Annotated in this window: 15 protein-coding genes; 8 read left to right on the top strand and 7 right to left on the bottom strand. The window is 62.6% G+C overall.

The genetic code is table 11. The features are described 5' to 3' along the window. On the bottom strand, positions 1-999 hold the full coding sequence (gene rfbB, locus AB4Y81_RS03595; protein WP_039242636.1) for a dTDP-glucose 4,6-dehydratase: 999 nt from the start codon (positions 997-999) through the stop codon (positions 1-3). Positions 1,000-1,054: 55 nt separating this feature from the next. On the opposite strand from rfbB, the gene rfbA reads away from it, so the two are divergent. Further along, the gene (rfbA, locus tag AB4Y81_RS03590; protein ID WP_441995295.1) at positions 1,055-1,951 is read left to right on the top strand and encodes a glucose-1-phosphate thymidylyltransferase RfbA; all 897 of its coding nucleotides are present in this window, start codon (positions 1,055-1,057) and stop codon (positions 1,949-1,951) included. Positions 1,952-2,357: 406 nt separating this feature from the next. On the opposite strand, the gene wecB is transcribed toward rfbA, so the two are convergent. From wecB to AB4Y81_RS03575, 3 genes are all read right to left on the bottom strand, one after another. After that, complete coding sequence (gene wecB, locus AB4Y81_RS03585; RefSeq protein WP_064721791.1) at positions 2,358-3,500, bottom strand: non-hydrolyzing UDP-N-acetylglucosamine 2-epimerase; 1,143 nt, start codon at positions 3,498-3,500, stop codon at positions 2,358-2,360. A 98-nt stretch (positions 3,501-3,598) separates the two neighbouring features. Then, the gene (locus tag AB4Y81_RS03580) at positions 3,599-4,147 is read right to left on the bottom strand and encodes a YdcF family protein (protein WP_441995293.1); all 549 of its coding nucleotides are present in this window, start codon (positions 4,145-4,147) and stop codon (positions 3,599-3,601) included. After that, a complete protein-coding gene (locus AB4Y81_RS03575; RefSeq protein ID WP_441995291.1) occupies positions 4,144-4,608 on the bottom strand; it encodes an Lrp/AsnC family transcriptional regulator in 465 nt (154 codons plus the stop codon). The genes AB4Y81_RS03580 and AB4Y81_RS03575 overlap by 4 nt, the downstream gene beginning before the upstream one ends. Positions 4,609-4,779: 171 nt before the next feature. On the opposite strand from AB4Y81_RS03575, the gene pdhA reads away from it, so the two are divergent. The 3 genes from pdhA to AB4Y81_RS03560 are packed head-to-tail and all read left to right on the top strand — an operon-like array spanning position 4,780 to position 8,497. After that, positions 4,780-5,973 (top strand): pyruvate dehydrogenase (acetyl-transferring) E1 component subunit alpha, encoded by a 1,194-nt coding sequence (gene pdhA / locus AB4Y81_RS03570; protein ID WP_441995290.1) that lies wholly within the window; start codon positions 4,780-4,782, stop codon positions 5,971-5,973. After that, complete coding sequence (locus tag AB4Y81_RS03565; RefSeq protein WP_441995288.1) at positions 5,970-7,055, top strand: alpha-ketoacid dehydrogenase subunit beta; 1,086 nt, start codon at positions 5,970-5,972, stop codon at positions 7,053-7,055. The genes pdhA and AB4Y81_RS03565 overlap by 4 nt, the downstream gene beginning before the upstream one ends. A gap of 2 nt (positions 7,056-7,057) precedes the next feature. Then, complete coding sequence (locus AB4Y81_RS03560) at positions 7,058-8,497, top strand: dihydrolipoamide acetyltransferase family protein (RefSeq protein WP_441995286.1); 1,440 nt, start codon at positions 7,058-7,060, stop codon at positions 8,495-8,497. A 384-nt stretch (positions 8,498-8,881) separates the two neighbouring features. Here the strand turns inward: AB4Y81_RS03560 and AB4Y81_RS03555 are convergent, their stop codons facing one another. From AB4Y81_RS03555 to AB4Y81_RS03545, 3 genes are all read right to left on the bottom strand, one after another. Then, a complete protein-coding gene (locus AB4Y81_RS03555; RefSeq protein ID WP_416428503.1) occupies positions 8,882-9,565 on the bottom strand; it encodes a hypothetical protein in 684 nt (227 codons plus the stop codon). A 93-nt stretch (positions 9,566-9,658) separates the two neighbouring features. After that, the gene (locus AB4Y81_RS03550) at positions 9,659-10,144 is read right to left on the bottom strand and encodes a hypothetical protein (protein WP_441995285.1); all 486 of its coding nucleotides are present in this window, start codon (positions 10,142-10,144) and stop codon (positions 9,659-9,661) included. After that, complete coding sequence (locus tag AB4Y81_RS03545; RefSeq protein ID WP_110503767.1) at positions 10,131-10,598, bottom strand: MarR family winged helix-turn-helix transcriptional regulator; 468 nt, start codon at positions 10,596-10,598, stop codon at positions 10,131-10,133. The genes AB4Y81_RS03550 and AB4Y81_RS03545 overlap by 14 nt, the downstream gene beginning before the upstream one ends. Positions 10,599-10,661: 63 nt before the next feature. On the opposite strand from AB4Y81_RS03545, the gene AB4Y81_RS03540 reads away from it, so the two are divergent. The 4 genes from AB4Y81_RS03540 (at position 10,662) to AB4Y81_RS03525 (ending at position 16,228) form a co-directional block, all read left to right on the top strand. Next, positions 10,662-11,030, top strand: a complete 369-nt coding sequence (locus AB4Y81_RS03540; protein WP_110503768.1) for a VOC family protein — start codon at positions 10,662-10,664, stop codon at positions 11,028-11,030. A gap of 339 nt (positions 11,031-11,369) precedes the next feature. Beyond that, the gene (locus AB4Y81_RS03535; protein WP_441995284.1) at positions 11,370-12,824 is read left to right on the top strand and encodes a hypothetical protein; all 1,455 of its coding nucleotides are present in this window, start codon (positions 11,370-11,372) and stop codon (positions 12,822-12,824) included. A gap of 258 nt (positions 12,825-13,082) precedes the next feature. Then, the gene (locus AB4Y81_RS03530) at positions 13,083-15,254 is read left to right on the top strand and encodes a S8 family serine peptidase (RefSeq protein WP_441995283.1); all 2,172 of its coding nucleotides are present in this window, start codon (positions 13,083-13,085) and stop codon (positions 15,252-15,254) included. Positions 15,255-15,355: 101 nt separating this feature from the next. Beyond that, positions 15,356-16,228 carry an MBL fold metallo-hydrolase gene (locus AB4Y81_RS03525; RefSeq protein WP_227453550.1) on the top strand — a complete coding sequence of 291 codons (873 nt, stop codon included), beginning with the start codon at positions 15,356-15,358 and terminating at the stop codon, positions 16,226-16,228. Positions 16,229-16,296 lie beyond the last annotated feature (68 nt).

Raw genomic sequence — 16,296 nt, 5'->3', positions numbered from 1 at the left:
TTATTGACCCTGTTCCTGGTACTTGGCTTCGGTCGCTGATTTCTGGGGACGCCACCAAGCTTCGTTCTCGCGGTACCACTCGATGGTGCTCTTGATGCCCGACTCGAAATCGGAGTACTGGGGCACCCAGCCGAGTTCGCGGCGTAGTTTGGAGGAATCGATGGCGTATCGAAGATCGTGGCCAGGGCGGTCGACCACATGGTCATAAGCGTGACGGCTTTGACCCATGTTCTCAAGGATTAGCTCTACGACATCCTTGTTGTTTTTTTCGCCGTCCGCGCCAATGAGGTAGGTCTCGCCGATGCGGCCCTTTTCGATAATGGCCAACACCGCAGAGGAATGGTCATTGGCATGGATCCAGTCCCGGACGTTCTCGCCCTTGCCGTAGAGCTTAGGTCGCACGCCATCGATGATGTTCGTTATCTGCCGCGGTATGAATTTTTCGACATGCTGATACGGGCCGTAGTTATTTGAGCAGTTACTGATCGTGGCCTGAAGGCCAAATGATCGCACCCATGCTCGGACAAGGAGGTCTGACCCGGCCTTCGTGGATGAGTAAGGGCTCGAAGGGTTGTAGGGCGTGTTTTCCGTAAACTTTGCGGGATCGTCGAGTTCCAGATCTCCGTAGACTTCATCTGTGGAGATGTGATGGAAGCGCTTGTCGTACTTACGCGCAGCTTCTATCAACGTGTAGGTGCCGATGATGTTGGTGTCCAGGAACGGGCGTGGATCGTGGAGAGAATTGTCATTGTGCGACTCCGCTGCGTAGTGAACCACCACATCATGTCTGCGGACAAGATCCTCCACAACTGATGCGTCAGCAATGTCACCCTGGACCAGATTGACGCGACTTTCTGGGAGGCCCTCAAGCGATGCCCTGTTCCCCGCGTATGTCAGTTTGTCAAGAACCGTGACGAAATGCTCCGTGTTCTCAACAAGAAAGTGAACAAAGTTTGAACCTATGAAGCCGGCGCCGCCGGTTACGAGTATCTGACCCATGACGCATAACCTTACGGGTTTGCGGATGCCCATAGGAACACGGAATGATCTGTTCATGCGAGGAATCATCTTGGCTGGGGGAACTGGATCGCGACTACACCCGATCACCCTCGGCATCAGTAAACAGCTTGTGCCGGTGTACGACAAGCCGATGATTTATTACCCCCTGTCGACGCTTATTCTGGCCGGGATCCGCGACATTCTGATTATCACCACCCCTCATGATGCCGAGCAGTTCCAACGGCTCCTCGGGGATGGTTCTCGCTTCGGTGTGAACCTGAGTTTCGTGCAGCAGCCCTCTCCGGATGGCCTGGCGCAGGCGTTCACACTGGGTGCGGACCACATCGGCGGTGAGACGGTCGCGCTGGTTCTTGGAGACAACATCTTTTACGGACAGGGTATGGGCACCCAACTGCGCCGATACGCAGAGGTGGACGGAGGTGCTGTCTTTGGATACTGGGTCAAGGATCCGAAGGCATATGGTGTGGTCGAGTTTGATCAGAACGGCAGGGCGGTGTCGTTGGAGGAAAAGCCCGAAAACCCAAAGAGTAACTACGCCGTTCCTGGTCTCTATTTCTACGACAACGACGTTGTGGAAATCGCCCGGAACCTCAAGCCATCGGATCGTGGCGAGCTCGAAATTACTGACGTCAACAGAACCTATCTCGAACGAGGCAAGCTTCAGGTAGAAGTGCTGCGACGGGGAACCGCATGGCTCGACACAGGGACCTTTGAGGATTTGAGTGATGCTTCCAACTTCATCCGCACTGTGGAGAATCGCCAAGGTCTGAAGGTCGGATCGCCAGAGGAAATCGCTTGGCGCTCAGGATTCCTCACTGACGATGAATTGCGTGAGCGGGCTGAACCGCTGGTGAAGAGCGGATACGGTACCTACTTGCTGGGCCTTCTTGACGCAAAGCAGCTTGACACGAGTTCTGTGCCCGTCCACTAGGCCCGCGAACCGGGGCAGACGCGGCACTTAATGTTGGGAGTGCTGACGCGGCGACCAAGTAGTTAGACCGGAAAAGACAAGTACTAACTACTCGGGTGCTTTGTCTCAAAAGTTTCTAGGGTCAGAGCATGATCACGCTAATAGATCCTGGTTCGGAACCACCGCAGCATGCGAATCGAAAGGGCGTCGAGCTACTCAAGGACGCAGGGTGGACGACGCTGTCCATCTCGACGGCATTCGTGCTGATCCCCATCATTGCGGTTGACGAGCTACTTCGTGCGCTAATGCCATCCAATAAGCGCAACCGGCACGTTTACTGACCCGGCCCCAGCCAGGCCGAAGCCGGCTGGCTACAAAGAACTCTTTCGAGGGCTCTACGCTTGGACTTTCACACGAACTTCCCCGCCTAAACCACCCGCTCCATCCCGAACTCTTCCACGCGGCTGCCCACACCCAACAGCTCAGCAATCGCAGCGATTGTCCGCTCCGAAGCCAACCCATCCCCATACGGATTAACAGCATTCGCCATCGCCTCGAAGTGCGACTCATCATTCAGCAGTCGGCTCACCTCGGCCACAATCCGCTCCTCGTCCGTGCCGATCAACGCAACGGTGCCGGCTTCCACGGCTTCGGGGCGTTCGGTGTTGTCGCGCATCACCAGCACAGGCTTGCCCAGGCTCGGTGCTTCTTCCTGGACTCCGCCCGAGTCGGTCAGGACAACGTGGGCCAGGGAGAGCATGCGGGTGAACTCGCCGTAGGCCAAAGGCTCCGTAACCAGAACGTTCGGCTTCCCTTCCAACGCAGGTAACACGGCTTCACGGACCACGGGGTTCTTGTGCGCAGGCAGAACGATCGTCAGTTCGGGCTCGGCGTCGGCGATCCGGGCAAGGGCCCGGCCCACTCCGCGCATGGCATCACCTTGGTTCTCGCGGCGGTGCGTGGTGACCAGAAGGATGCGGCGGCCACTCACAGCAAGCGACTCCAACGCAGGGTCAGAGAACGGCACTTGCTTGTCCACGGTGGTCAGCAATGCGTCGATCACTGAATTTCCGGTGACCACGATGTCTGCAGCCGCAACACCCTCGGCCAGCAGGTTGGCCCGACTGGTAGTGGTCGGAGCCAGGTGCAGGGAAGCGATCTGGCTGGTGATCTTCCGGTTGGCTTCTTCCGGGAAAGGGGAGAGCAGGTTCCCGCTGCGGAGGCCGGCCTCCACGTGGACCACGGGAATGCCGTGATAGAAAGCGGCGATGGCGCCGGCAGTTGAGGTAGTGGTGTCACCCTGGACGATCACCGCATCCGGCTTTCCAGCAGCAAACAGGGAGTCGAGCCCACTCATGGTGCGGGTCATGATGTCCGTCAGGGACTGGCCCGGCTGAAGAATGTTGAGGTCGTGGTCCGGGGTGATCCCAAAAAGCTCGTTGACCTGATCCAGCATTTCCCGGTGCTGGCCCGTGACCGTCACTACGCACTCGAAGAGCTCCGACTCCATCAGTGCACGGACAATCGGCGCCATCTTGATGGCTTCCGGTCGGGTCCCAAAGATAGGCATGATGGTGTGCACGTTTTCCCCCAAAAAGACCGGCCCGAAGGCGCCCGAAACTAGTGCAATCCTAGCCGTTCACAAGCAAGCAGAATTCACCAGAACCCTTAGCATTCAGGGCGTAGCCAGACATCGAACAGCCCACCTGTTTCCACCACGAACCGCCACAGCCAACCGGCGGGGGAGAGCTGCGGTTTGGTGCCCACCATGTGCACGTCAGCGGCTATGCATTGCTTCATCAAGGTGCCTGCCCGGAGCAGGTGATAGTCGGACGTCACCACAGTCACCGACTTCCAGCCGCGCTCCGCGGCAAGGTCCCGCAGATGGGCGGCTTCACCCCTGGTGTTCAGCGGATCCGGGCGGAAGCAGTAAAGGTGAGCATCGCCGTCGTGCGCTTCACAAAACTGATCCGAACCGGCGTTGGCGGGCAATCCCGTGGTGACCACCACCAGGTCCGGAATGTCCAACTGCTCCCGCAAAGCCAAGCCCTCCGGGAGGCGTTCGCTGCTCATGCCGCCCAACACCACAATCGCGTCGGTCCGCTGGGGAGTGGCGTGGGGCGGGTTGTGGAACAGCTGGTAGGCGGCCATCAGCCACAACAGCCCTGCGAGCATGGCAGCGACAACCGTCCAGGTGACTTTCCGTCGGAACGTCACCGGGTATCAACGTCTTCGAACACCAGGAAAGTCTGGGTATCCAGGATGCCCTCCATGGACTGCAGCTGATCGAAGATCACACGGCGGAGGTGGATGTTGTCGGTGGCGCGGACTAGCAGGATGACGTCGAAGTCGCCGCCCACCAAGGCAATGTGGTGGATCTCCGGGATGGCCCGCAGCTGTTCCTTCAACTCCCGCCAGGAATGCTGCTGCACCTTCAACGTCACATACGCGGACGATCGCAGGCCGGCTTTGATCGGATCCACCAGGGCCGTGAACTTGGTCAGCACGCCCTCGCCAGTGAGCCGCGCAATGCGGGAATACGCGTGGGCCCGGCTGATGTGCACGTTCTCGGCCACCTGCGTGATGGACATGCGCCCGTCCGTGGTGAGCTCGCGGATGATGTCGCGGTCCACACTGTCCAGCGGTATGGCGGTCTGCTCCGCCTCGGCCTCGCTCATGGGCTCTCCAATTCGTCTACAGCACAGGCGCGTAACCCAGCTCACAATTGCAATTCGTCTTTCAGAATACCCAGTTTAGGCAAGGTCTTCCATGATTCAGCGGAAAGCTGGATACGAAACTTCAGCGGGGAACATACTGGAAGCACATAGTGGCTAGAGAAGGACGGACCAATGACGATCCACGCAGACCACTCTGCGCCGGAAACGGTTGTAGAGGACCAGGCTGCTGACGTTCGGACAAAATTCGGCATCAGCGTTGAGGACTACATGCTTCCCGCCCGGCACCAGATCCAAATGGTGAACCCGGACGGCACCCTCCGCCCCCATGACGAACAAGGCACCGAACCCGGCCACGAGTACCCCACGCCCGGCGACTCTGAACTGATGGCCGCCTACGAGCAGCTCGTCGTCGGACGCCGCGTCAACGACCAGAACTCGGCGCTCGTCCGGCAGGGCCGCATGGCCGTCTACCCCTCGAGCCACGGCCAGGAAGCCTGCCAGGTGGCAGCTGCCATGTGCCTCAGCGAAGGTGACTGGCTGTTCCCCACCTACCGCGACGCCGTCGCCGTCATGACCCGCGGGGTAGACCCCGTAGAGGTGATGACCATCTTCCGCGGCGACTGGCACGGTGGATACGACCCCAAAGAGCACAACGTCGGCATCCAGTGCACCCCGCTGACCACCCAGTTGCTGCACGCCGTGGGCGTTGCCCATGCCGCCAAGCTGCGCGGTGAAAACACGGTAGTGATGGCCATGTGCGGCGACGGCGCCACCAGCGAAGGCGACTTCCACGAGGCACTGAACTTCGCCGCCGTCTTCCACCTGCCCGTCATCTTCTTCGTGCAGAACAACAAGTACGCCATCTCCGTACCGCTCAGCCACCAGTCCGTGGCGCCCTCGCTGGCCCACAAGGCTGTCGGCTACGGCATGGCAGGTGAGCGCGTTGACGGCAACGACCTCGTCGCGCTGCTCGCCGTGATGGACCGGGCGGTGAAGCTGGCCCGCGAAGGTTCCGGCCCGCTGCTGATCGAGGCCCACACGTACCGCATGCAGGCCCACACCAACGCCGACGACGCCACCCGCTACCGTCCCGACAGCGAAGTGGCCGAATGGCAGGCAAAGGATCCGCTGACCCGCATGAAGTCCTACCTGACGGACAAGGGCCTGTTGGACGACGACGCCAGCAACCGCATCGCTTCGCATGCAGAGGCCGTCGCCACCCAGCTCCGCGAAGGCCTGGGCGAGGACGTCCCGGTGCAGCCGCTGGACCTCTTCAAGTACGTCTTCGCCAAGCCCACGCCGCAGTTGAAGGAGCAGTCAGACATGCTCGCCAGTGAACTTGCCCGCGAGGAGGGCGCAAAATGACCGTCACCACCGCCACCGCCAACGTCAGCGCGGCTACCGCCAGCGCCGCCGCTTCCGCTGCGGCCACCGCCGAGGCAACCGGCCCGCAGAGCCTCACCATGGCCAAGGCTCTCAACACCGCCATGGCCGACGCCATGCGTGCGGACTCCTCCGTGCTGGTCTTCGGTGAGGACGTCGGCATGCTCGGTGGCGTCTTCCGCATCACCGACGGCCTCATGGCCGAATTCGGCGAGCAGCGCTGCTTCGACACCCCGCTCGCAGAATCAGGCATCGTCGGCATGGCTGTGGGCATGGCCATCAACGGCATGCGCCCGGTCATCGAGATGCAGTTCGACGCCTTCGCCTACCCGGCCTTCGAACAGATCGTCAGCCACGTCGCCAAGATGCACAACCGCACCAAAGGCAAGCTCAAAATGCCCATGGTCATCCGTGTTCCCTACGCCGGCGGTATCGGGGGAGTGGAGCACCACTGCGACTCCTCCGAGTCCTACTACGCCCACACCGCAGGCCTGAAGGTCTACACCCCGGCCACCGTCGCCGACGGCTACCGCATGCTCCGCGAAGCCATCGACTCCGATGACCCCGTCATGTTCATGGAACCCAAAAAGCTCTACTGGTCCAAGGACCAGGTGGACCTGGGTGCCCTACGCGCAGAGCACGACGCCGGAACCTCCACCGAGGGCCGCGCGGCTGTCGCCCGTCCCGGCACGGACGCCACGCTCATCGCTTATGGACCGTCCGTTCCCACCGCACTCGCCGCCGCGGCCGCTGCAGCCGAAGAGGGACGTTCGCTCGAAGTCATCGACGTCCGCACCCTCGTCCCCTTCGACGACCAGACCGTCTGTGCGTCCGTACGCAAGACGGGACGCGCCGTCGTCATCGCCGAAGCGCACGGCTTCGCCTCCGTGTCCTCCGAGATCGTGGCCCGCGTCCAGGAACGCGCGTTCCATTACCTGGCCGCGCCCATCCTCCGCGTGACCGGCTTCGACGTCCCGTTCCCGTCTCCCAAGCTGGAGCACTACTACCTGCCAAGCGTCGACCGCATCCTCGACGCCGTCGACGACCTTCAGTGGGAGGACTAACCATGAGTTCAGATATGCAGGTCTTCAAACTGCCCGACCTCGGCGAAGGACTCACCGAAGCCGAACTGGTGAACTGGCTCGTCGCCGTCGGTGACGAGATCGTGGTCGACCAGCCCATCGCCGAGGTTGAAACCGCCAAGTCCATGGTTGAGGTGCCCTCGCCTTACGCCGGTACCGTCGCCGAGCTGCACGGGGAAGCCGGCCAAACGCTCGACGTCGGCAAGCCGCTGATCTCGATCGCCCGCGCTGGTGCGGCCTCGGGTTCGCCCGCTGCCGCGGCTCCGGCTGCCCTGTCCTCCGGGATTGAGGCGTCGCCCGCCGTGGATGCCGCAGCTGAGACGTACCGGACCGAGGAAAAGGCCGGCTCCGGGAATGTACTGATCGGCTACGGCACGCCCGGGGGAGCGACCGGCGGCCGTACCCGCCCGCGCAAGGCGAGTGTCGCCGTCGTCGACCGGCCCGCTGAACCTGTCTTAGAACCGGCTGTGGCCGGGACGCGCATCCCGGGCAAACTCAGTGCCGTCATCTCGCCGCTGGTACGGAAGATGGCGCGGGATCACGGTGTTTCCCTTGACTCGATTGAGGGTTCGGGCGCGAGCGGGCTGATTATGCGCAGGGACGTTGAAGCTGCGATTTCCGCGCCGGAGGCTCCTGTTGCTGCTGCGCCTATTGCTGAGGCTCCTGCTCCTGCTGTTGCTTCTGCTGCTGCGGGGGCCGTTGATGGCCGCACCGGTTTGGCTGTGTCTGCCCGGACGCCTGTCCGTGGAGTCCGCAAGGCAGTGGCTGCGAACATGACGAAGAGCCGCTCGGAGATCCCCGAAGCCACGGTATGGGTGGATGTGGACGCAACCGCGCTCCTGGAGATGCGGGCCGAGCTCAAGAAGCGCGCTCCGCACGACACCCCCGGCCTGCTGGCCTTCATCGCTCGTTTTGTCACGGCTGGGTTAAAAAAGTACCCGGCCCTGAACACGCGCTTTGAAACCGCAGCCGACGGCTCCCAGGAAATCGTGGGCTTCGATGGAATCAACCTCGGTTTCGCCGCCCAGACTGACCGCGGACTCGTGGTCCCGTCGGTGCGCAACGCCCACGGAATGAGCGCACGCGAGCTGGACGCAGAGATCCGGCGACTCACCGCCGTCGCACGCGACGGAAAGGCGACCCCTACGGAACTGGGCTCCGGCACCTTCACGCTGAACAACTACGGTGTGTTCGGCGTGGACGGCTCGGCCGCGATCATCAACTATCCGGAAGTTGCGATGCTCGGCGTCGGCCGCATCATCGACAAGCCCTGGGTGGTCAACGGAGAGCTGGCTGTCCGCAAGGTCACCGAACTGACCCTGGCTTTCGACCACCGGGTGTGCGACGGCGAAACCGCCGCAGGCTTCCTGCGCTACGTGGCCGACGCGATCGAGAACCCGGGCGGCGCGTTGGCAGACATGTAACCCCTCGACGCTCGCTCACGTCCCTAGGGCTTGGGCGGGACGCTTGCTCACGTCCCGCGCCCTTGGGTCGGACGCTTGCTCACGTCCCGCGCCCTTGGGTCGGACGCTTGCTCACGTCCCGCGCCCTTGGGYCGGACGCTTGCTCACGTCCCGCGCCCTTGGGCCGGACGCTTGCTCACGTCCCGCGCCCTTGGGTGGGACGCTTGCTCGCTATCCAAGGGCTATGGGACGTCGGAGAATCTCTTGATTTACCGTAGGGGCCGCACCCGGCCTCTCGCCGTATCGGGCCGCGAGATCGGCCCCCATCGCCGGGCACTGTGCATCCGGCGAGCGACGCTGCGCAGAGCAACATGACGGCCATGCCCGCTCCTGGGTGTTGACCCCTCATTTGCCGGGCGGATCAATGTCGGCGCGCTCGGCGATCACGATGTCCTTAACATCGGTGACGTCTGAGGGCTCCGGCGCTGGGGCGAACAATGACACGGGAAGCATGGCATCGGCGCAGTCCAAAGCCGGGACGCTCGCTGAGGATTCCACCCGCATGGTGCCGTCAGCCAGCCGTTCCATCCGGTACTCGACGCCGTGGCCCTTCAGCTGGGAAGGCACTTCTCCCTTTTCCGAAGACCACGCAGTTGCTCTGCACCCCCTGACAGCTGCCCGGTTCGGGTCGCCCCGGAAGTTGGGGGTCACAGAGAGGGGCAAGAACGGCGTTGGCCCGGGAAGGATGTCCGGGCGCCGTCTCTGTTTCACGTCGTCGAATGCCGGTCTCGCTGCACGGCTCCGCATATCCCTGCCCGCCGTTTTGACGAGTTCAGGTATCGAGAAATCGTTGATGTTGCGGGCCACGGCTTCTGCTTCGAGGAAGTCCCTTGTGGCCTGTACCCACGGGTCGGACTCCAGCGGTCCTGTGGGTGCAGCCCCCTGCCATTCGACGGTCGGGTACGGCGGCGCCGGCCGCTTTTCAACCCTGCATCCTGCCAGCCCGCCGGCCGTAACTGCGGTGAGCACAACGATTGCCGTAGCCGAAAGCAGACGGCGATGCCGCCGTCGTGAATTTGTATTGCGCATGTCTTCCCCCAAAGTGCCCAAGGTTCCCGGGCACCTTCCACCCTAGGCGGACCGGGCCGATGCTGCGATGGGCACCCCAGCCCATGCGTGTCGTCAGCCCGCTGAGCGGAGCGACGGCGGAAGCGACGGCGGGGGCGCGGGCCAGGTGCCGTATCGTTCGTCAAGGTCCTGGTTGGCGAGCTCCAGCGAAGATCCGCCACCGTATTGCTCCGAATTGATCCTCAAGGACACCAGTAGTGTCTTTGTTTTCTCCGGCGTCTGCCCCGGCCCATCAAACTTCAGGCGCACAAACTGTCCCCGATCCACCTCGTCCTGGGAGGCCAGTTGTGCCAGCGAGTAGTCAAGAAGCGCGGCCGGATCGCCGGCGAAGGCTTCCGTTACGGACAGCGTCGCGTTGACGTAGGCCGTCGTACCGTTCCGCGCGCGGTCCGCTTGGAACGTCGCGCCAGGGATTTCCGACACGGCTGCTTCAGCTGCCGCCATTGGGCGCGACGGTACGGCGGGTGTGGTGCAACCGCTCAGCAGAACACCAACGACGGCGGCTGCGGCACCTTTCCGGAGGGTGCTAATGATCCGCATCGTTTGCATCCTGGTTGTCGTCGCGCAGGGAGTGGACCATGCTTCGCAGGATCCTGAGCGCTGTTGATTGGTCCTCTTGTGTCATGCCGGCCAGCATCCTGAGCTCAACCTCCCTGACCGCAGTGGTCGCCTTCTCCAGCTTTCGCCGGCCAAGGGGGGTGAGCTGCGTAGGCAGGACTTTTCCAACCCGGGCTTCTGCCGGTCGCGTCACGTAACCGTCCCGCTCCAGTGCTTGGAGCAGGACATTCATGGATTGCCGTGTCACGAACGCTCCACGGGCCAGTTCGGAGTTCGACAAACCGGGGCGCTGCGCAAGAAGCTCCAGGCACGAGTAGTGGGTCACGGTCATCCCGAGCGGCCGAAGTGCCGCCTCCATGGCGACGCGGAGGGCGCTCGAGGCTTCCTTCAGCAGATAGCCCAGTGACGTGGTGAGGTCGATCCCGCGTTGACTCATGTCAGTATTCTGACATACATTGATGCGTGTCAGATAACTGACATAGAACTAAGGAGTTCCACCATGCCTGTCACCGGCCCCGATTTCATCTCCCTCCAAGTCCGTGATCTCGACGCATCGCGGGCGTTCTACGAGAACTACCTCGGCCTTATCCGCTCGCAGGCCGGCCCGCCCCACGCCGTCGTCTTCGAAACCAGGCCCATAGCCTTCGCGCTGAGGAGCATCGTCCCGGGTACTGATTTGGAATCCGTCGACCAACCCGGCATCGGCGCCGCTATCTGGTTGCACGCCACCGATGTCCAGGAAATCCACGACGCCCTGGCACGTGACGGCCACTCAATCGTCACGGCTCCGATCGACGGGCCGTTCGGTCGCACCGTCACCTTTGCCGACCCCGACGGATACCACGTCACGCTTCACGACCGGACCTAGGCAAAGAATGCGGGTGAGCTGTGGTGGTTCGCTCACCCGCAAATAAGAGACGTTGATCACTCTTCCGCATCTCGACATCACAAAACGCGGCCTGAAAACACGAACTTGCTGAGGGACCCCCTGCGCTGGATGCGCGGGCCGCCGTCCTTTGTTCTCGTTTAGTTCAAGTTGAAGGAAATAATGCTGAAACGTCTCGCCGCGGGTTTGGCCGCGTCAACTCTGTTGGTTGCGGGGGTATTTGCTGCGCAGTTAGGCATGCCGACTCCCGCAACCGCAGTGGCACCCCCAACTGCAAGCACCTCCTTTGAGGCTCCACCTTGCCCGGGTACCACCGCACATGTGACCGACCCGTCCACCACCGTCGAGGGAGTCAGCCTCGCCAACTACAACCGCGGGCTCGTCGTTCCCCTGTACACCGCCAACGGTGTCGCTCCTAACGGCGGCGATGCCACTGTTCCTCTGTGCGGCGTGCGGTACGCAACCGAAGCTGAAGGAGGACCCGCAAACGGCGGTCCAGTGAGCGCCTGGATGTACTGCACGGACCCGGAACTGCAGTCGTGCATCGATGGCCGCCCGCTTCATGACGACGTTGACAAGAACTCTGGCATGACCGACTTCCAACGTCGCGCCTTCGCCTACATCGTTCAGAACGGGTTCCAGTACACCAGCGGAACCGAAAGCGTATTCGTCACCTCTGATACGGACTCCGAGTCGCGCTACCGGGTTCAGCAGCTGGCCTGGTGCGTCGCGGATTACAACAACTTGCGGGAATACGCCCAGCTCATCTGTGATGAAAGCAAGCTGGGCCCGAACGATATCGAGGAGACACTCGACTTCCTGGCCGTGCCGTACGTTCCCGAGCTGGGCATTTCGCCGGCAACCCAGGGCCCCCTTTCTGTCGGCGACGAAGCGCGGGTAACGCTGAAAACCAACGTTGCAGGTACTCCCATCAACCTCTCGGCCTCCACGGGAAACGTAACCCTGTGCCCGGATGAAACAGACGCCACGCTGCGAGGCAACCTCCTGACTGTGGACACACAGCCCGTCGTTGGCGATTCCGTTGACGTCGATCTCTGTGTCACGGTTGACCAGCCCGGCACCCTGAAGCTGTCCGCCTCCGTGGTTCCGGCTACCGATGACAGCCTCAACTGGTTCCACAACGGCGACACTGACTGCCAGGTTTTCGCGGTCTTCAACCACGTTGACTCCAAGGTCATCAACGCATCGGCCACCATCACTGTGGACGAGATCCCGGTAACGCCGACGCCGACTCCGACTCCGACGCCTTCGGAGACGAAGCCGGTTGAGACGCCGACTCCGACTCCGACGCCTTCGGAGACGAAGCCGGTTGAGACGCCGACGCCGACTCCGACGCCTTCGGAGACGAAGCCGGTTGAGACGCCGACTCCGACTCCGACGCCTTCGGAGACGAAGCCGGTTGAGACGCCTCCGGCGACTCCGACGCCTTCGGAGACGAAGCCGGTTGAGACGCCGACGCCTCCGGCGACGTCGACCCCCTCGGAGACGACCCCGCCGACGTCAACTCCCTCGGAGACGACTCCGGCCGTGGCACCGAGTGAGGACAGCTGCGAGGAAATCCCGGGCGTCGCAGGTAATGGAACCTCGAATTCGGGTGTTTGCGCGGACAGGTCCGTGAACGAGGGCTCGGATGAGAACCTGGCCTCCACTGGTGCCCAGGCGACTCCCTACGTAGCGATCGCTGCGGTTCTTGTCCTCTTCGGGCTGGTCCTGATGTTGGTCACCCGCAGGAAGGCAGCTTCCCGTCACAACTAATCGTCACTAGCGGTAGGCACCAGCCCATTACGGCATCCCGTCGGATGCTGTAGTGGGCTGGTCCTGCTTTATCCGGCACCGCTCCCGTCACAAATGTGACGGTGTGCACGGAGAGTCGAGAGTCAGCTTACAATTTCCTGGGGGTCAGCTGGTGGTCTCCAGTTGCCCGCGATCAGCCGTTCAAGGCTGCCGCGATTTTCCCTAGGATGCCCAGTGAATAATCCCCGACTCCGTTCTCTAAGAACCATTGGCTTAGCCATGACCACGCTTCTGATCACCGGAGGACTGGCCGTCCAGCCAGCCGCTGCTGACCAGATCAACATCATCCCGAGCACCCCCAAGGTCCTCAAGGCCGCGGCAGAGACCCCCACTGACCAGTTCATCGTGGGTATTCGCGACAGCGCAGCCCAGGCCGCTGCGGTGAAGGCCGAGAACGCGGCGGACAAAGCAGCCACCAAGCTGGGTGTGCAGGCCAAGAGCTCCCGCGAAAATGCCACCGGGGGTCACGTCATCAAGCTCGATGAGGCACTTTCGGCAACGGAAGCCCAGGCTTTCGTGGAAACCCTTCGCGCGGATCCCAACGTGGCCTACGCAGAGGCTGACGACATCATGCGTCCCACCTCGCACTCACAGGACTACGGCTACTTGGAGCAGTGGAACCTGTGGGACAACCTGTCCGGCGTCCGCACCCCGGGTGCCTGGGACTACAACCACGGCGAAGGCGTAGTTGTGGCCGTGGTGGACACTGGCATCACCAACCACCCTGAACTCAACGCCAACGTGTTGCCCGGCTACGACATGATTTCCAGCGCTGCCGATGCGCGGGATGGCAACGGCCGCGATCCCGACCCCACGGACCAGGGCGACTGGGTGCCGGCGGAAGAGTGTGAATCCGGCAGCCCCGCCGAGAACTCCTCATGGCACGGAACCCATGTGGCCGGAATCGTGGCGGCCCTTGGAAACAACAGCATCGGTATCTCCGGCGTTGCGCCGGGTGCCAGGATTCTCCCCGTCCGGGCGCTTGGCGTCTGTGGCGGCTACAGCTCCGATATCGCCGATTCGATCATCTGGGCTGCAGGTGGCGTAGTGGCTGATGCTCCCGTGAACCCCAACCCGGCCAAGGTCATTAACCTCAGCCTGGGCGGCATCAAAGAGTGCTCCACCACGTACCAGAACGCCATCAACTTTGCGTACAACGCCGGCGCCGTGGTTGTTGCCTCGGCAGGTAACTCCAACCGCCCTGCGGCTGATGCCAGCCCTGCCAACTGCCAGAACGTCGTCGCCGTAGCTGCCAGCGACAAAGCCGGAGCCCGGGCCGTGTACTCCAACTACGGTCCCACCGTGGACGTCACGGCACCCGGTGGCGACATGTCGGTTGACGTGAGCCGCGGGATTTTGTCCACCCTGAACTACGGAACCACCACGCCCGGCGAGCCCGCTTTCGCCTGGATGGAGGGAACGTCCATGGCCGCTCCCCACGTGGCGGGCGTTGCAGCTCTTCTTATGTCCGCCGAGGGCAGCACCGTCACTCCTGCACAGGTGGAGCAGCAGCTCAAAGAGTCGGCCAGGCCGCTGCCGGGTGGCTGCTCGGCCGGATGCGGCGCGGGCCTGGTGGATGCCACCGCGGCATTGAAGAAGTTCGGTGGCACCGCCCCCGCTGCAGCACTGAACAAGAAGCTCACCGACTTCAACGGAGACGGCACCAGCGACGTCATTGCCCGCGACGGCAGCGGTGCCCTGTGGCTTTACCGGGGCAACGGCTACGGGGGCTGGAAGGGCGGCCGCACCCAGATCGGTGTGGGCTGGAACGGCATGACCTCCATCGAGGCACCGGGCGACTTCAACGGCGACGGCTACGCAGATGTCATTGCCCGCGACGGCAACGGCGTGCTTTGGCTTTACCCGGGCAACGGTTGGGGCGGCCTGCTGGGCGCCCGTCAGATCGGTGCCGGCTGGAACGTGATGACCTCCATCAAGGCATCAGGTGACTTCAACGGCGACGCAACTGCTGACATCATTGCCCGCGACGGCAACGGCGTGCTCTGGCTTTACCCGGGCAACGGCACCGGCGGCTGGCTGCAGCCTCGCCAGATCGGCGCCGGCTGGAACATCATGACGGCCATCGACGGCGTAGGTGACTTCAACGGCGACGGCAAAGCAGACATCATTGCCCGCAACGGGTCCGGAGCACTCCTGCTCTACCCGGGGAACGGCACGGGAGGGTGGCTGGCCACCAGCCAAATCGRCTCCGGCTGGAACATCTTCAACGCCATTGAGGCTCCAGGTGATTTCGACGGCGACGGCAAGGTGGACGTCCTTGGGCGCAACACAGCCGGAGATCTGCTGCTGTACACCGGCGATGGCTCCGGATGGTGGCTGCGCTTCGGCCAGGTCGGCGCCGGCTGGAACGTCATGACCGCCATTCTCTAAATCCCCGCACCGGCGGCCGGTTCATTCCGCTCCCTCCCAGCTTTCCGTGGGTAGAGTAGAGGCCTGAACATCGCCGGATTGCAGTGGATACGGAGAACGCATTGTCAGCTTGGCTGGAACTTGGACCGGACAACTACGTCTTGGAAACCGAGGGATCGTTACTCAACACCGGGCTGGTGGTGGGCTCTGAGCTCGCCATGGTCATCGACACCGGCTGCGGCCCGCGCCAAGGCCGTGAGATCCTTGCTGCGGTTCGTGAAAAGACCCAGCTTCCGCTGGTGGTGGTGAACACCCATGCGCACTACGACCACTTCTTCGGTAACGCCGTTTTCGCTGACGACGGCGTTACCGAGTTTTGGGCGCACGCCAACTGTGCGGCCACCATCGAACGCGACGCCGACAACCAGCGACGCTTCGTGGCCACCAACGAACCCGAGATGGCAGCGGGGGAGGGCGACGCCGTCGAAATTGTTGTCCCGAACGCGCTGGTCCACGACCAGCCTGTGCTGGTGGACCTCGGCGGGATCACCGCCACGCTGTTCTACCTGGGCCGCGCCCACACGGACGGCGACCTGCTGGTAGGAACCAGCTCCACCCTGTACGTGGGTGACCTGGTGGAACAGGGTGCGCACCCGTCGTTCGAGGACTCCTATCCCGAAGAGTGGGCCGATGCGCTGCGGCACATCTCGGCGCTGAGGCACCGTTACGAATTCCTGGTCCCGGGCCACGGAAAACATGTCAGTGACGAGTTCGTCAAGACAATGGCAGACACCATGGGCACGGCGGTGCGCCAGGCAACCCAGTCCATCCGCGACATGCCCTCAGACGCCACCAAGGCCATTCCAGTGCTGCCTTACGGCCCGGAACAATCGCGCTGGTTCATCAAGCGGCTGCAGGAAACCAACGCCCAAGGACGCACCTCGCTGGGCACGGCAGACTTTGGTCCGGGGAAAACAGGCTCCTACCCGTCATAAACAAGGTTCCTTACAAATTTCTCATCTTCTTTACTCCTGACTATGGACTATTCCAATAGTCCTTCCTA

The sequence above is a fragment of the Paenarthrobacter sp. TAF1 genome (assembly GCF_052113825.1).
In the GTDB taxonomy this organism is placed as follows: Bacteria; Actinomycetota; Actinomycetes; order Actinomycetales; family Micrococcaceae; genus Arthrobacter; species Arthrobacter nicotinovorans.
The sequence above is the reverse complement of the archived record's forward strand: the minus strand, read 5'-3'. Positions and strand labels throughout refer to the sequence as shown.

Bases quoted from the DNA above. Each gene is read 5' to 3' on its own strand.
- rfbB (WP_039242636.1), bottom strand. From the start codon at position 999: ATGGGTCAGATACTCGTAACCGGCGGCGCCGGCTTCATAGGTTCAAAC.
- AB4Y81_RS03565 (WP_441995288.1), top strand. From the start codon at position 5,970: ATGACCGTCACCACCGCCACCGCCAACGTCAGCGCGGCTACCGCCAGC.
- AB4Y81_RS03540 (WP_110503768.1), top strand. From the start codon at position 10,662: ATGCCTGTCACCGGCCCCGATTTCATCTCCCTCCAAGTCCGTGATCTC.
- AB4Y81_RS03545 (WP_110503767.1), bottom strand. From the start codon at position 10,598: ATGAGTCAACGCGGGATCGACCTCACCACGTCACTGGGCTATCTGCTG.
- AB4Y81_RS03555 (WP_416428503.1), bottom strand. From the start codon at position 9,565: ATGCGCAATACAAATTCACGACGGCGGCATCGCCGTCTGCTTTCGGCT.
- AB4Y81_RS03575 (WP_441995291.1), bottom strand. From the start codon at position 4,608: ATGAGCGAGGCCGAGGCGGAGCAGACCGCCATACCGCTGGACAGTGTG.
- rfbA (WP_441995295.1), top strand. From the start codon at position 1,055: ATGCGAGGAATCATCTTGGCTGGGGGAACTGGATCGCGACTACACCCG.
- wecB (WP_064721791.1), bottom strand. From the start codon at position 3,500: ATGCCTATCTTTGGGACCCGACCGGAAGCCATCAAGATGGCGCCGATT.
- AB4Y81_RS03560 (WP_441995286.1), top strand. From the start codon at position 7,058: ATGAGTTCAGATATGCAGGTCTTCAAACTGCCCGACCTCGGCGAAGGA.
- pdhA (WP_441995290.1), top strand. From the start codon at position 4,780: ATGACGATCCACGCAGACCACTCTGCGCCGGAAACGGTTGTAGAGGAC.
- AB4Y81_RS03550 (WP_441995285.1), bottom strand. From the start codon at position 10,144: ATGCGGATCATTAGCACCCTCCGGAAAGGTGCCGCAGCCGCCGTCGTT.